Raw genomic sequence first — 14259 nt, forward strand, 5'->3', positions numbered from 1 at the left:
TTAGAAGATATAGAAGTAGTTTTATTGCAAAAAATGTATGAGAGTGAGTTCTCATACATTTTGCTTGCATATGTTACGATCATGCTTCGGTCACCTTCTCCGTATGTTCTGATTGATTATTTGCAGCGTTGTGGAAGATGATTTTAATCGTCGTTCCTTTCCCAACTTCAGAATCTAGTTTGACAGAGTGACCTAAATAATCACAAATTTTACTTACGATATAAAGTCCCATACCAGTAGATTCTCCGAATGTACGACCATTTTTCCCAGTGTAAAACGGTTCGAATACTCGTCTAATATCTTCTTGTGGAATACCAACACCTTCATCACGAACTTCTAAAATAATATCTTTTCCGTTTCGATAAGCGGATAAGAATACTTTCTTTCCGCGCTCACCAGAGTAACGAACGGCATTTGTCATTAACTGATAGATGATAAATTTTAGCCATTTCGCATCAGAAGCAACCTGTAAATCAGAATGAACTTCTAAAACAGGGAAGACTCCGTTTCGGATAAATAGTTCTTTTAATCCATTAATGTTTTTCGTTACCGTATCTTTTAATGAAATCGTCTCAACATGGAAGTCTTCATGGAAGTTATTTAACCTTGCCATGTATAAAGCCATATCCAGTCCTTGGTTTAGACGTTCTAATTCTTTTTTGAATTTCGGAATTAAATGTTCATCTTCCATTTCGAGTACCATCAGCTGCATAACAGAAACGGGTGTTTTCATTTGATGCACCCAGTGGTTAATGAATAATTGATGTTCTTGTTGTTTTACTTCATACGATTGTAGTTCTTTTTGGAATAGACGATATTGCGTGCGCACAAGTTCATTTACACCGTGAGGCATCGGAGCAGTTGCTCTTTCAATAAACGCATCTTCCATTTTTTCTGGTTGTTCACTTAATCTATGGTACATTCTACGATTGCGAACGTAACGATAAGCGAGGAAACAAATAAATAAATATAAGCTTAAAACGACGAAGTAAAATTTATTGTTTTGGAATCCATCTACTGCATCATAAAGAACGAAGATGATACCGAAGTTTAATATGTACAGTAGAAAAAATGCAAAATGATCACGTAAAAATAGCTTCATGCTTATTCACTCCAAGTTGCGTTAAAACGATACCCAAGTCCGCGCACTGTTTCAATAGCATTTTCAATACCAAGCTCATTGAACTTTTTACGAAGACGCGTAATGTTTACGTTTAATGTGTTTTCTTCAACGAAGCTCTCGTCATCCCAAAGCGCAGCTAATAAATCTTCACGGCTCGCTGTACGAGGGAATTTAGATAATAACATTTCTGCTAAAATAGCCTCTTTCTTCGTTAAAAGAACTTGCTCAGATCCGAAGTGAATTTCAGGACGTTCTGGGAATAGTTTTAAACCTTCTACTTCAACGATACGTTCAGAAATATTTGGCGCATAATCACCGTAAATACGGCGTAATTGACCTTTAATTTTTGCCATTACAACGTCATAGTGGAACGGTTTTGTAATATAATCATCCGCACCGCTTTCAATCGCCATAATTTGTTCCATCTCACCAGCACGAGCGGAAATGAAAATAATTGGACAAGTAGATTCATGACGAATTTGACGGCACCAGTAGAATCCATCGAATTTCGGTAAGTTTACATCAAGTAAAACAAGATGTGGTTTCACTGTGTTAAACGATTCCATAATATCATCAAAGTTTTCAGTAACAACAGCGTCGTAACCGTACTTTTGAATGTGAGATTGTAGTAATGATGAAATATTTGGATCGTCTTCAACGATTAAAATTTTATACATATGTATATTCCTCCTAAAAAAACAATTGTAGCTATAGTGTATCATGTGTTTCAAGTCTTTTCATTATGTTGAAAGATAAGCTAATAAACAGTATAGGGCAAAAGCGTGAAAAGTAAAAAGGGCCTCGTATATAATTGACAATCAACTGAAATCATTTTAACATTTAGATAAATATCTAAATGTCTAATTATCGAAAGGAAGAAAGATATTGAATCAAGCGTTCAAAGCATTAGCAGATCCAACAAGGCGAAAAATTTTGGATTTATTAAAAGAAGGTGATCTAACCGCTGGTGAAATCGCTGAACATTTCAATATGACAAAACCAAGTATTTCACACCACTTAAACGCACTTAAAAATGCTGAACTTATTCAAGATGAAAAGAAAGGGCAATTCGTTGTGTACTCTTTAAACACAACTGTATTTCAAGATTTATTAACTTGGGTGTTTACGTTTACGAATAAGGGGGAAGAGGGGAAATGAGAAAACATGTATTTCCGTTATTATTAATTGCTTTAACGATTATTGCATGGTGCGTTGCTTGGCCCAATTTACCAGAAGAAGTTCCGAGTCACTGGAATGTTTCGGGTGAAGTAGATGGACATATGTCTAAAATGGGAGGTATGATTTTTGATGTGGCAATTATGGTTTTTATATATGCTTTATTGACTGTATTGCCTAAGATAGATCCGAAGTATAAGAATTATGATAAGTTTTCTAAGGGGTATAATGTAATAAATTATAGTGTATTAATCTTATTATTTTTAGTAAATATCATTGGAATTGGAGCTGGATTAGGCTATGACATTCCAATGAATAGTACACCGCATATTCTTGTTGGTCTTTTATTTATAGTTATAGGCAACTATTTACCACAATGTAAACCGAATTATTTTGTAGGCATAAAAACACCGTGGACGTTAAGTAACGAAGAAGTATGGAGAAAGACACACCGTTTTAGCGGAAAAGTGTTTGTTGTATTAGGGGTTATTATGATTTTAAGTATTTTTGCCCCCGTAGCGTGGAAAGGTTTCCTAATCATTGGAATTATTGTCGGGGCAGTAGGATTAACGATGGGATATTCATATGTTGTTTATAAAAAAGAAATAGGGGCCTAATAAAAAATTATGGGGGAGAGAGGATGAAAAGACACGTATTACCATGGAGTTTAATTAGTGGCATTGCAATTGGATGGTATATTGTATGGCCATATTTACCAAAACAAATTCCACGCCATTATAATGCTGCAGGAGTAGTAGATGGATATTTTTCTAAAATAGAAGCAAGTTCATTCTCGATAGGTAGTATGGTAGTGCTCTATATGATATGGCTAGTTTTTGGATTCATAAAAGATAAGTCTATACAGCAATCCAAAGTTCTTTCAGCGATTAATTATGCTATTCTCTTTATCGGATTTGGATGTAACATATTTGCACTATTAGCAGCGTCTAATTATATTGCATCGGGCTCAATTGCATTTAATTTTGGACTTGGAACATTGTTTCTTGTATTAGGTAATTACATGCAACAAACGAAGCCGAACGGGTTAGTAGGCATTCGAATGGACTGGACATTAGAAAATCCTGTAGTTTGGAGAAAAACACATAGATTTGCTTCGAGGGTATTTGTAATAGGTTCACTTTGTATATATGCCGGGGCTTTGCTTCCAGATCCATTTAATATTTTTATGGGGATTGGAATCATATTAATATGTATTATCGTATCAACAATAAAGTCATATAGCATTTATAAAGAAGAGTTGAAAATGTAAATAAAGCTGCTTTTCCTTTTAGGGAAGAGCAGCTTTGTTTTTTTTATCACTTCTTCAAAACCGGTATCCAAATTTCACTTTTAAAGTTTGGAGAGGATGTATCTTTCTGTTCATTCCACAATATTTCCGGTCCTTCCGCTAGTTCATAGTTTGAGGAAGGAAACCATTCAGAATAAATGCGTCCCCATACATTTTGTAATGTTTCAGGAAATGGACCAACAGCTTCAAATATAGCCCACATTGAAGCTGCGACTTCAAGTTGCACAAATCGCTCAGGACAATCTTTCGTTGTGGCTACTCCAATGTAGTGATCGAGTTCGCCTTTTTCCTCCATTCTTCCTTCAGAAAAGTTAGTAGAAGCACTAATGATTCCAGTAGGTTCCATATTTGAAAGGGACTTTAATGTTTGAATAGCCTCTGGATTTAAACTTTTCCACATAGAAGCAATTTCTTCATTTACACCGCTAAATACAATCGGTACTCGTTTTGTAATACCTATAATTTGAAATGAGTCTTTTTCTTCAATTCGATAGTTCATTTCATTTCCTCCTTGAATGGATAATTGGAAGGTCATTGGTGAATAGGCTTTTAGGGAATGACTACTATTTCGGGCCTCTGAAGGTGTTATGCCGTGCAAGTTCTGAAAGGCACGCGCAAAAGAATCTGGTGAGTTGTACCCATATTTGATAGCGACATCAATGACTTTTGCATCGCTATTTTTTAGTTCAAAAGCAGCGAGAGTAAGACGTCTACAACGAATATATTCTGATAGTGATATGCCAGCTAGAAAAGAAAACATTCTTTTGAAATGATATTCCGAGCAGTAAGCTAGCTTCGCAACTTCTTTAAAATTAATTTCATTTGTTAGGTTGTTTTCAATATAGTGCATTGCAGCATTCATATTTTTAAGTGAATCCATATGATGACCTCCTCTGTACATAGAATAGCAGGAACGAAATAGCTCCATCCGACATTTCATGCACAACTTTGTAGGGTACATTTTGTACCTTACAAAATTGTAATGTTCCTGTAAGGAGAATGAATGGATGGCATGATATCCCAATGTTATAGTAACAAAGTACTTTGATTCATAAGGTTAAATTTTGATTTCTTTGCTCACCGGCCTTACATAACTGTCATGTTTGTGTAAGAAACATCGATAGTGGTAAGAGTAGAGAATGTATATAGTGAAAATAGAGAATAGATGAAATGAGGGATGTCGAGATGAAAACAGTGTTAGAAGCAAAAAATATTGAAAAAGTATATGACACGGGTGGTAATAAATTTGCAGCGTTAAAAGGTATTAACTTACAAGTAAAAGAAGGTGAGTTCGTTGGAATTATGGGACCTTCTGGTTCTGGTAAGACGACTTTACTAAACGTTCTTTCTACAATTGATAATGCGACGAACGGTGAAATTTTAATTGATGGAAAAGATATTGTGAAAATGAATGATGATAAGTTAGCATTATTCCGCCGCGATCATTTAGGTTTCATTTTCCAAGATTATAACTTATTAGATACGTTAACTGTAAAAGAGAACATTGCGTTACCTCTTGCGTTATCAAAGGTGAAAGCGAGTGAGATTGATCGCCGCGTTCTTGAAATCTCAAAGAAATTCGGTATTGATCATATTTTAAGTCAGTTCCCATATCAAGTATCTGGTGGACAGAAGCAAAGATGTGCGGCATCACGTGCAATCGTTACAAATCCAAGTATGATTTTCGGGGACGAGCCAACGGGAGCACTTGATTCTAAATCAGCGACAGATTTACTTGAAAGTATGAAGTCGCTAAATGAATATGATAACTCTACAATTTTAATGGTAACGCATGATGCGTTTGCGGCAAGTTACTGTAAACGAGTTATTTTCATTAAAGATGGTGAGTTATATAAAGAATTGCACCGCGGTGAGTTAACGCGTAAACAGTTCTTCCAACAAGTCGTTGATGTAATGTCTTCTATTTCCGGAGGTATGGCTGATGACCTTATCTAGCATTGCCCTCCGCAACATACAGCGGAACTTTAAAGACTACTTTGTATATTTTGCATCTATGATTTTTAGTATCGTTATTTACTTTACATTTAAAGCACTGCAATATAATTCACAAATGGAAAAAGCAGCGGAAGCTTCTAAAAAAATTAGCGGGGCATTCCAAGTTTCCAGTGTGATGCTTATTATTTTCGTAGCAGTGTTCATTATATATTCGAACGGATTCTTTACACGTAAACGTAAAAAAGAAGTTGGCTTATATTCGTTATTAGGTATTCGTAAAAGACAAATTGGTAAAATGCTCTTTTATGAAAATATGTTAATGGGATTAATGTCATTAGTAATCGGGATTGCGATTGGTAGTGTCCTTTCAAAATTATTCCTTGAGTTATTAGTAAATATGATGGGATTAAACTTAAATGTTTATTTTGAAGTACCGATGGCTGCCATTATTGATACAGCAATTATTTTCTTTGTGATTATTTTATATACATCACTTCAAGGATATCGTTTAATTTATCGATTCAAGCTAATTGAACTTTTCCGTGCAGAACGTGAAGGAGAAGCAATGCCGAAGGGCTCTGTTATTATGGCATTCATTTCAGTTTTCTTAATCGGTTCAGGTTACTTTTTAGCGTTAATGTACATGAAAGCAGTTATGTATGCAGACTTTATGGTCGTTGCATTATACATTTTATTAGCGACAGTAGCAGGAACGTATTTATTGTTCATGTTCTTCACAGTATTTGTATTGAAACGTGCAAGAAATAATAAGTCAGCGTTTTATAACGGTATGAATATGGTAACGACATCACAGTTACTATATCGCATTAAAGGAAATGCGAAATCACTTGCGACCATTGCTATTTTAAGTGCAGTTACATTAACAGCGGTTGGTACGTCAGTTACGATGTATTACAACACATTTACGCAATCAAAAGTTGCTGCGCCGTATAGTTATTCCTATGAGAAAAAAGATGCAGCATTAGATAAAAAGGTAAATGAAATACTTGCTGGAGAGAAGAATAATCATCCAGTCACATATGAATCAGAAGTTGAAATGATCCCTGTGAAAGGAACATTTAAAGGTGAAAGAGCTGATCAAGTTCTGAATACACACTATAATGTTACGAATCAGTACCAGCTTATTTCTCAATCAAACTTTAATAAACACGTGAAACATTTAGATGTAGAACCTGTAAATTTAAGTGCGAATGAAGCTTTCGTATATGATAGCTTATATATTGAGAAGCTGGATTTTGGTCCTCTTTATACAGGAAATACAGCTGTATTCCCTGTTGGAAATGAGTCAAAAGAATTAAAAATTAAAGGTGTAAATAATAGAAGCCTTACAAATTTAAATGAACTATTTGTAATCGTTCCTGATAAAACATATGAGCAAGTGAAACAAGTAAACGAAACGCGCACTGTAAAAAATATTGATGTAAAAGGTGAGAGAAATAGTAAAGAGTTAACAGCAAAATTAACAAGTATTATGCCAGCTGGTGAATCAGAAGTGTTAAAACCATTTAACGATTTCTATACAGGATTCCAAATGGGGCTTGAAACGACAGGCTTAATGATGTTTATTGGGTTATTCTTAGGATTAGTCTTCCTATTAGCGACAGGCTCAATCATTTACTTTAAACAATTAACAGAAGCAAGTGCTGACCGTGATCGTTACATTGTCCTTCATAAAGTTGGTGTAACGAAGCAAGAAATGAAGAAAGCTATCGCAAAACAAGTAAGCTTTATCTTTGCGATTCCGTTAGTAATCGGTATTTTACACAGCTTATTTGCACTAAAAGGTTTATCAAATATATTACCATTTGAAATTATGATTCCGCTTCTAATTAGTATCGGAGTATACGGTGTTATTTATATTGGATATTACTTCTTAACGGTTCGTTCTTATTATAAGATTGTGAGTGCGAAATAATAAGTGAAAATAAGAAAGCCATTTACCTAATTTTTTATGAGGTGAATGGCTTTTTTCGTTCTAAATACTACCGTGCATCGATTATGTCGATGAAACTAAAAGCATGTTTTCTGTCAAAGGCATCTATGCATAGTAAAGAACGTTTCAAAGGATTTAATTCAATTACAGTCATATAACTTGTAGGGAAATAACGATCTTTATAATAAGTGATCAATATTTCTTTTTCTGAAATGAATGAGCGTAATAAAGTATCTTCAATTCTTTCTCTATCATCGTATGGTGATACTTTTCTCGATTCTTTCATGTCAGTCGATTTTGATATTTTTGTACTACTCATACTTTCTATTCTCCTAACAATATATTTTCTATATAGGAAGGTTAATCACTATGGAAGTAGCTTGTGTTATAGAATGAAGCAAGTATGGATGATTGCGAGCCGGATTTGCTTAGTACTAAAAAATTATCAAATTCATTAATATATTTATAGTAATTATTTGTCATTTTTGTACTTTTTTGAATGAGATTAAAACTTTATTAAGGGGAATAAATCGATGTAAAGAAGGTGAGCTAGTATGACAACTATCTCACCTTCTATTAGGAAAGCGTTTTTATATAACGGTATGATTTTCACGATATTGTCTAGGAGTCATACTCGTAATTTTTTTGAAGACTCTGGTGAAATAACTTTGATCATTAAAATTAAGCCAGGCACAAATATCTGATAAAGGATAGGTCGTTAATGTTAATAACTTTTTAGCTTCTTCTACTCGTTCTCTTTGGATGTATTCAATTAAAGGAATTCCCACTTCTTTTTTAAACAATTTTGATAAATAAGTGGGGGAAATATGTAAAAGGTTAGCAAGATTATTAAGAGATATTTCATCGTAAATATGTTTGTGAATATGATTTAGGCACGTAGTAATGGAATTAGAATATGCTTGATTACTGTATTCTTTTACACGTTCTGCAAAAGTACATAATGCATCTTCAATTAATCTATTTACGGAATACATGTTATCTAGTTTCTCAATCGTTTGTATATATAAAGTACCGAGTGAAAAAGCAATATGTGATGGAAGATTACCGTCTATCGCATATCGAATAGCTAGCGTAATGGCGATAATGCCATTATTTTTTTGGTTTCTAAGCTGATCTCCTTTAGACCAAATTGTCGCATCTTCTTGTGGGAATGAATACGCATATTGTATGACCTTTTCTGTATTACCTTCTTTAATGGCTGAAAAAAATTTGCGTTCCAATGATATGTCATAATTTTGCGGATCATGCCGGCGACGTTTTGAAATGTATAAATCAGGATTTACGATTTTATAAGAAACATCTTCGAGTAATTTATTCTCTTTCCAGACAATATCTCTATCTAATTTTTCATTAAAAATGACGTAATGTAACCAAATACTTATATCAATTAACGTGCTTTTTTTAATCTCAGGTAGAAATTGATAGTAGTCTACTCCTTGTTGCATGTTATTCGTACAGTTAAAATATTTCATAAGTTTAATCGCCATTTCATCTGATACTTTTGGATAAGTAGTAGGGCCGATTATAATTGTTCCTTTTATATGTTCATGATCAGTTATATGAAGGCTAATGAAATTCTCAAGGTACTTATTCCCTTTGAAAATTGGAAAATTACAAGGAGCATTTTCTTGATAAAGTTCATTCAGATGTTCTTCTTTAGAAGTATAAAAAGGACTACCAATCGTATGAGAAGTAGATTCATATACAATTTTTTTATTAGTAGCTAAAAATTGAACAGGTACATGAAAAGTGCTATGTACAAGGTCGCATAAGTGCTGTATGTCGATATAATTATTCATAATCTTCTCCTTTTAAATCTTTTTGAAATATATTTGAACCTACATTCGTTTCTACAAAATATAAATTTCTTATTATTTGAATTTCTTTGCTTATACAAAATAATTACATATGTTGGATAATAATGAAAGGTAATTGACAGATTTATTTCTACAGATGTTGTATGAAAATAGACGTAGTGATGGTACTTTCCATAAAGTTCATTTTTAATATTCGTTATACCAAATTAATAAATATAAGAGAGATGCTTATATATAAGAACAAATGATACATTCTTCATAAAATCTTAAGAAATCTCCTCAATTTTTGTTAAGAAACGATAGTTATACTTAGAAACAAGTTAAAAACTATTGAACGAATGGGGAGATGGTTACATGCAACTCATAACATTCTTACACGAATTTATTAAACATCCGAAACATACTGGTGCAATTGCGCCAAGTTCAAAAATATTAGCAAAGAAAATGGTAGATGTAATTGATTTTAATAAGGCGAAGTGCATCGTAGAGTTAGGGCCTGGTACAGGGGTTTTTACGAAAGAGATTATGAAGAGAAAGAAGAAGGAGACAATATTTCTTCTTATTGAAATTAATGAAGTGTTTTGCAAAGAGTTAACAAGAAAGTTTAAAGATGAACAGAACGTCATTGTTGTACATGGTTCAGCTGAAAATATAAAGAAGTATATGGAAGAGTTCAATATAGAATGCGTTGATTACGTTTTATCGGGATTACCTTTTACATCTTTACCAGAAGAAGTTTCAAAGCGTATTTTAAACAATGTAATGGAAGCGATACATGAGAATGGTGAATTTATTACATTTCAATATTCACTTGTGAAAAAAGGATTTATACAGCATTTCTTTCCTGAAATTACGCTAGAGAAAGTGTGGCTCAATTTCCCGCCAGCCTACGTCTTTAGTTGTAAAAAAGAACTAAGGAGAGCGTATGCATAATGGAATTACATGAATTATTATCTTATATTGAACAATACGGTTATTGGGCATTATTTTTCTGTTTATGGTTAGGTATTATCGGTATGCCAATTCCAGATGAAATGATCGTAATGAGTGGTGGTTTTGTCTCTTCATTAGGGATATTAAGTGTCATTCCAGCATTTTTATTAACATATTTAGGCGTTGTATCAGGGCTATCTTTAGGTTATATATTAGGGAAAATATTTGGTACGAAAGTACTCGATAAGCTAATGAAAAAGAAAAAGGCGAGATATCTTTTGAAATCTCAACAAATGGTAGAGAAGTATGGTCACTATGCGTTAGTCACAAGTTACTTCATACCAGTTGTAAGACATATTGTACCGTATGTAGTTGGAATGAATAACATGTCATTTCGGATATATGTTTTGTATTCCTATACGACAGGATTTGTTTGGACGCTCATTTATTTTGTGCTCGGTTCTTTATTCGGACAACATATTGAAAGAATTGTAGCAGTTGCGATAGAGTATGGTTTGTATTTTGGCGGAAGCATCGCATTGATTGTGAGTGTGTTTTATTTATACAGACAAAAAAGAAATACAGTGATGAGTAAATAAAGGAGGCGAAAGGTTCGTATTGGCTTGTAATTATAAGAGGGAAGTTTTTGCACGGTAAAGTACAAATAGAAGTAGATAAAATTCCTAATAGTGCAAAGGTAAAGTTAGGATTGTAAGTATAAACCCGGTTCTAGATAAGAGAATCGGGTTTGTTATTTTATGGTAAAATATAGGGGGGAGTGTGAGTTATGCTACTCATTGTTAGTCTTATATTAATTGGAATTATGTGTAGTATGAGAATAGTATCCTTACATATGATAGAACGACAAAAGATAGAAGAGCGATATGTATATTGCCCAAAATGTGATGCGAAAATTAGAAAAGGGAATTCTGCTCCTTTTTGTTCGAAATGTAATTTAATATTTTAAAAAGAAAAAGTCTGAAATCACTTTATGTGGTTTTGGACTTTTTCTTTTTAAGTAAACATTAATCCACCTAGTTCTCTTTCGTTTGTTTATTAGCTAAAATGGAATATGAATAACAATAGTATGAAAACGAAAATAAATATAGGTGTATACATGGAGTGTTATATTTGGAGATTTTAATCATAGTAGGATGCCTATTAATAGGAATTATTTTGATCAGATAGAGAGAAAAATAATTAGCCCTTCAAATCGTTCATGTTGAAATGAAGCGTTTAGCTGTGAAATATGATTGAGATATAGAAGAGTTAGAAAAAGGAAAGAATAAGATACTAGAATTGAATTATAGAAACGAGTTCGTATATATAAAAAAGAGTAGTCCAAATAAAAAATACGTATGTAGTATAAAATGTCAGCATGAAGTGACTTGGAAATTAAACCATTATTATGAAGTCTTTCGTAGAGATGGATCGAGAAGTTTTGAGGGTTTTATTACCTGATGAAAGAGGGATTCTTCCTACTAGGCCAGAGTGTGATGAATGTTATAAGACTCAATTGGATGATATTGAGGAGAGTTGATAAAAAAGAGCTTGAAACTATTCAAGCTCTTTTTTTATGACTATTTATGTCCTAAAATATGCTCAATCTCATGCAAACTTAATTTACTTGCCTTAGCAATCGTTTCAAGTGGTATACCAAGATCATACATACTTTTAATCATTTGAATTTTTCCTTGTTGAACCCCTTCTTTTCGCCCTTTTTCTATACCTTGTTCTAAGCCCTTTGCTAAGCCTTTTTCCATGCCTTTTTCCATGCCTCTTTTCATACCTTCTGTCTCTGCATGGGCGAATTTTGCGGCCTCATCCATTAAAACTTTCTCCCTTGCGTCATAGGCTTGTCGGAAAGAGGAATCTTGACTCATACGTTCCCACTTGTTTATTGCTTTTTGTAAAATAGGATCTCGGTTCATAGCAATATCCTCCAATGTTTTAGTTAAGTGTTCATCCTCATTTGCTGAAAGCAATAAAAGCCAACGAACAAATGGATCTTTCCATGGATTTACTTTTTCTTCATGCCATTGTTTTGTTAACTTTGGAATTTCTATAATGTGAATCTCTATGTCATCACTCAAGAGTTTCTGTTGTTGTGTATTCCATAACGTGCCAGTTGTATGAAATTCTTTGTGATCTAAAAACATTATAAAGTTCAATAAATTAATGGTAATGGTTTTACGAAGCACATTGTATGGCATGCCTTTTTGTAACTGAGATGTGTATAATTTTCCCCAATAATATAAACTGCGTTTCATCATATCGTGATTATTATTAAGCTGTATTTCTACATTTACTTTTTTCCCTGTGTCTAATGTTGCTGAAATATCTAGAATTGATAATTTATCATTTGCGTGTTCTCGGTGTAAATGTGGATCTTCTAATTGTAGAGAAGCAATAGGTGACTCTAAAGACTCTTGTAACATCGCGTTTAAAAAGGCAATGAGAATATCTTCACTACCATTCGTACCAAACAATTGTTTAAATGCAAAATCAATGCGTAAATTCACTAATTGTTGGTTGAACAAAGTATGCCCTCTCCCTTATATGAAGGTGCTTCTTTTCTTAATTGTATCTAAAAATAACTAGAGGATGCAACAAGCTATTCTTCTATTTTTTAGAAGTATTATTAGAATGTCACAGGCAAATATGGTTATGTTATACTTTAGTGAAATTGGGAAGTAGCGTATGAAACGGAAGAATGGAAACATGTTGAAGACGAAAAAGTAAGTGAAAATGAATTCTTCCAATCAGTAGCTGCTGCAATAGAGAAGAAAGATCCAAGCGTTATTGTGAATAAGGATTGTAATACGCATTGGACAAATTGGGGGGAGTTTGATTATTAAAACTCATATTAAAAATTAAAGCGTAGATTAAAATCTCCTTCTAATAAAAAAGACGAGCTAAAATGTTAAAACTTTAGCTCGTCTTTTAGTATTACACAACCGCAGGATTATAAATCATCGTAAAGTGCCCTTGCAATAATTCAATATGACAAGGTGTATGCAGCGAACTTTCTCCATCTGTATCTACTTCTTTTTCTTCTTCTGTTTCAATATGAATGGATTTCGCTTTTACGTGGAAGATGTCATTTTCATTTGAGTCTTCAAATAGTTTCTTTCCGATATAATCTTTAAACGCTTGAATGCCTGTTGATTTGACTACGAAAATATCAAGTGTTCCGTCGTCACATTTTACGTTCGGAATAAAGGATGGGATACCGCCAAGATATTCACCGTTTCCAACCATAACTAGGACAGCTTCGTCTTCATATACTTGTCCATCGTAAGTGATTTTAACTGGGAATGTTTCAGCATTTTTGACAGTTCGAATGGTGCTTAAGTAGTAGCCGATTTTTCCAAGCTTTGCTTTTTCTTCTGCATCGATATTGTTTGATACTTCAGATACGAGTCCAATGCCCCAGAAGTTTAAGAAATGTTGTCCATTTGCTTTTGCAACGTCAACTGGTTTTACGTGTTCTTTTGTGATAAGCTTTGCTGCTTCTGCAATGTTTTGCGGAACGCCAAGTGTGCGAGAGAAGTCATTGCAAGTTCCGCCTGGAATGATTGCAAGTGTAGGTCTCGTTTCAAGAGGTGCTAAGCCGTTTGTGCATTCAAATACAGTGCCGTCACCACCAAAGACGATAATTAAATCTACTTTACTAGCAAACTCTTGGCAATATTTTGTTGCATCACCTTGCTTTTTCGTATGAAGGATATGTAAGTCAGGAAAAGCTGTGGCAAGAGGTGGTACGATTTTCGTTAAATTTGTATGTAAGTCGCCTTGTCCAGCTTTTGGATTTACGATGAGGAGTACTTTTTCAAATTTTGTTTTTGTCATTTTTCATCTCTCCCTGTTTTTGGTAATGGAAAGAAGGAGCTGTTCCGATGTATTTCAGAACAGCTTCTTCCTATTAATAGGGTGCTAAGATTGTCGGTTATTGTCGGTAAGTCGATAT

The 14259-nt window shown here is 33.6% G+C and carries 15 protein-coding genes and 3 pseudogenes; 11 read left to right on the forward strand and 7 right to left on the reverse strand.

Annotated features, from left to right (window positions below; all coding sequences use genetic code 11):
• Window positions 1-79 precede the first annotated feature (79 nt).
• Together PDK19_RS17020 and PDK19_RS17025 are read right to left on the reverse strand one after the other, a co-directional pair.
• A complete protein-coding gene (locus PDK19_RS17020; protein ID WP_000765332.1) occupies window positions 80-1102 on the reverse strand; it encodes a sensor histidine kinase in 1023 nt (340 codons plus the stop codon).
• A 2-nt stretch (window positions 1103-1104) separates the two neighbouring features.
• Entirely contained in the window at window positions 1105-1800 is a 696-nt protein-coding gene (locus tag PDK19_RS17025) for a response regulator transcription factor (RefSeq protein ID WP_000276733.1), read from the reverse strand.
• A 208-nt stretch (window positions 1801-2008) separates the two neighbouring features.
• On the opposite strand from PDK19_RS17025, the gene PDK19_RS17030 reads away from it, so the two are divergent.
• From PDK19_RS17030 to PDK19_RS17040, 3 genes are read left to right on the forward strand one after another with little or no spacing between them, the layout of a single operon-like run.
• Complete coding sequence (locus PDK19_RS17030) at window positions 2009-2281, forward strand: autorepressor SdpR family transcription factor (protein ID WP_001070526.1); 273 nt, start codon at window positions 2009-2011, stop codon at window positions 2279-2281.
• Window positions 2278-2916 carry an SdpI family protein gene (locus tag PDK19_RS17035; protein ID WP_074567877.1) on the forward strand — a complete coding sequence of 213 codons (639 nt, stop codon included), beginning with the start codon at window positions 2278-2280 and terminating at the stop codon, window positions 2914-2916. Before PDK19_RS17030 ends, PDK19_RS17035 begins: the two co-directional genes overlap by 4 nt.
• 23 nt (window positions 2917-2939) lie before the next feature.
• Window positions 2940-3569: an SdpI family protein gene (locus tag PDK19_RS17040; protein ID WP_000820682.1), complete on the forward strand. Its 630-nt coding sequence runs from the start codon at window positions 2940-2942 to the stop codon at window positions 3567-3569.
• Between the two features lie 46 nt (window positions 3570-3615).
• Here the strand turns inward: PDK19_RS17040 and PDK19_RS17045 are convergent, their stop codons facing one another.
• Window positions 3616-4488, reverse strand: coding sequence for an AraC family transcriptional regulator (locus tag PDK19_RS17045; RefSeq protein WP_000377681.1), 873 nt, complete (start codon window positions 4486-4488; stop codon window positions 3616-3618).
• A gap of 305 nt (window positions 4489-4793) precedes the next feature.
• On the opposite strand from PDK19_RS17045, the gene PDK19_RS17050 reads away from it, so the two are divergent.
• A complete protein-coding gene (locus PDK19_RS17050; protein ID WP_000859654.1) occupies window positions 4794-5564 on the forward strand; it encodes an ABC transporter ATP-binding protein in 771 nt (256 codons plus the stop codon).
• Complete coding sequence (locus PDK19_RS17055) at window positions 5551-7500, forward strand: ABC transporter permease (RefSeq protein WP_208735284.1); 1950 nt, start codon at window positions 5551-5553, stop codon at window positions 7498-7500. The genes PDK19_RS17050 and PDK19_RS17055 overlap by 14 nt, the downstream gene beginning before the upstream one ends.
• 67 nt (window positions 7501-7567) lie before the next feature.
• Here PDK19_RS17055 and PDK19_RS17060 read toward each other — a convergent pair whose 3' ends face one another.
• Window positions 7568-7837 (reverse strand): YolD-like family protein, encoded by a 270-nt coding sequence (locus PDK19_RS17060; protein WP_074567875.1) that lies wholly within the window; start codon window positions 7835-7837, stop codon window positions 7568-7570.
• A gap of 271 nt (window positions 7838-8108) precedes the next feature.
• The gene (locus PDK19_RS17065; protein ID WP_074567874.1) at window positions 8109-9338 is read right to left on the reverse strand and encodes a helix-turn-helix domain-containing protein; all 1230 of its coding nucleotides are present in this window, start codon (window positions 9336-9338) and stop codon (window positions 8109-8111) included.
• A gap of 372 nt (window positions 9339-9710) precedes the next feature.
• Here PDK19_RS17065 and PDK19_RS17070 point away from each other — a divergent pair, with 372 nt between their 5' ends.
• The 5 genes and pseudogenes from PDK19_RS17070 to PDK19_RS17085 all read left to right on the forward strand — a co-directional run.
• On the forward strand, window positions 9711-10289 hold the full coding sequence (locus PDK19_RS17070; protein WP_074615328.1) for a class I SAM-dependent methyltransferase: 579 nt from the start codon (window positions 9711-9713) through the stop codon (window positions 10287-10289).
• The gene (locus PDK19_RS17075) at window positions 10289-10888 is read left to right on the forward strand and encodes a DedA family protein (RefSeq protein WP_074615327.1); all 600 of its coding nucleotides are present in this window, start codon (window positions 10289-10291) and stop codon (window positions 10886-10888) included. Before PDK19_RS17070 ends, PDK19_RS17075 begins: the two co-directional genes overlap by 1 nt.
• A gap of 8 nt (window positions 10889-10896) precedes the next feature.
• Window positions 10897-11004: pseudogene (locus tag PDK19_RS27470) on the forward strand (YxeA family protein); the annotation flags it as partial.
• A 72-nt stretch (window positions 11005-11076) separates the two neighbouring features.
• A complete protein-coding gene (locus PDK19_RS17080) occupies window positions 11077-11256 on the forward strand; it encodes a hypothetical protein (RefSeq protein ID WP_000924674.1) in 180 nt (59 codons plus the stop codon).
• Between the two features lie 213 nt (window positions 11257-11469).
• Window positions 11470-11681 (forward strand): annotated as a pseudogene (locus PDK19_RS17085) (hypothetical protein); the annotation flags it as partial.
• 188 nt (window positions 11682-11869) lie between these two features.
• On the opposite strand, the gene PDK19_RS17090 reads toward PDK19_RS17085, so the two are convergent.
• Window positions 11870-12829, reverse strand: a complete 960-nt coding sequence (locus tag PDK19_RS17090) for an Rpn family recombination-promoting nuclease/putative transposase (RefSeq protein ID WP_270707670.1) — start codon at window positions 12827-12829, stop codon at window positions 11870-11872.
• 144 nt (window positions 12830-12973) lie between these two features.
• On the opposite strand from PDK19_RS17090, the pseudogene PDK19_RS27475 reads away from it, so the two are divergent.
• A pseudogene (locus PDK19_RS27475) lies at window positions 12974-13147 on the forward strand (DUF7003 family protein); the annotation flags it as partial.
• 91 nt (window positions 13148-13238) lie between these two features.
• Here the strand turns inward: PDK19_RS27475 and PDK19_RS17095 are convergent.
• Window positions 13239-14141, reverse strand: a complete 903-nt coding sequence (locus tag PDK19_RS17095) for a diacylglycerol/lipid kinase family protein (RefSeq protein WP_270707672.1) — start codon at window positions 14139-14141, stop codon at window positions 13239-13241.
• Window positions 14142-14259: the final 118 nt, after the last annotated feature.

This window comes from Bacillus cereus group sp. BcHK124, from assembly GCF_027712065.1.
Taxonomy (GTDB): Bacteria; Bacillota; Bacilli; order Bacillales; family Bacillaceae_G; genus Bacillus_A; species Bacillus_A pacificus.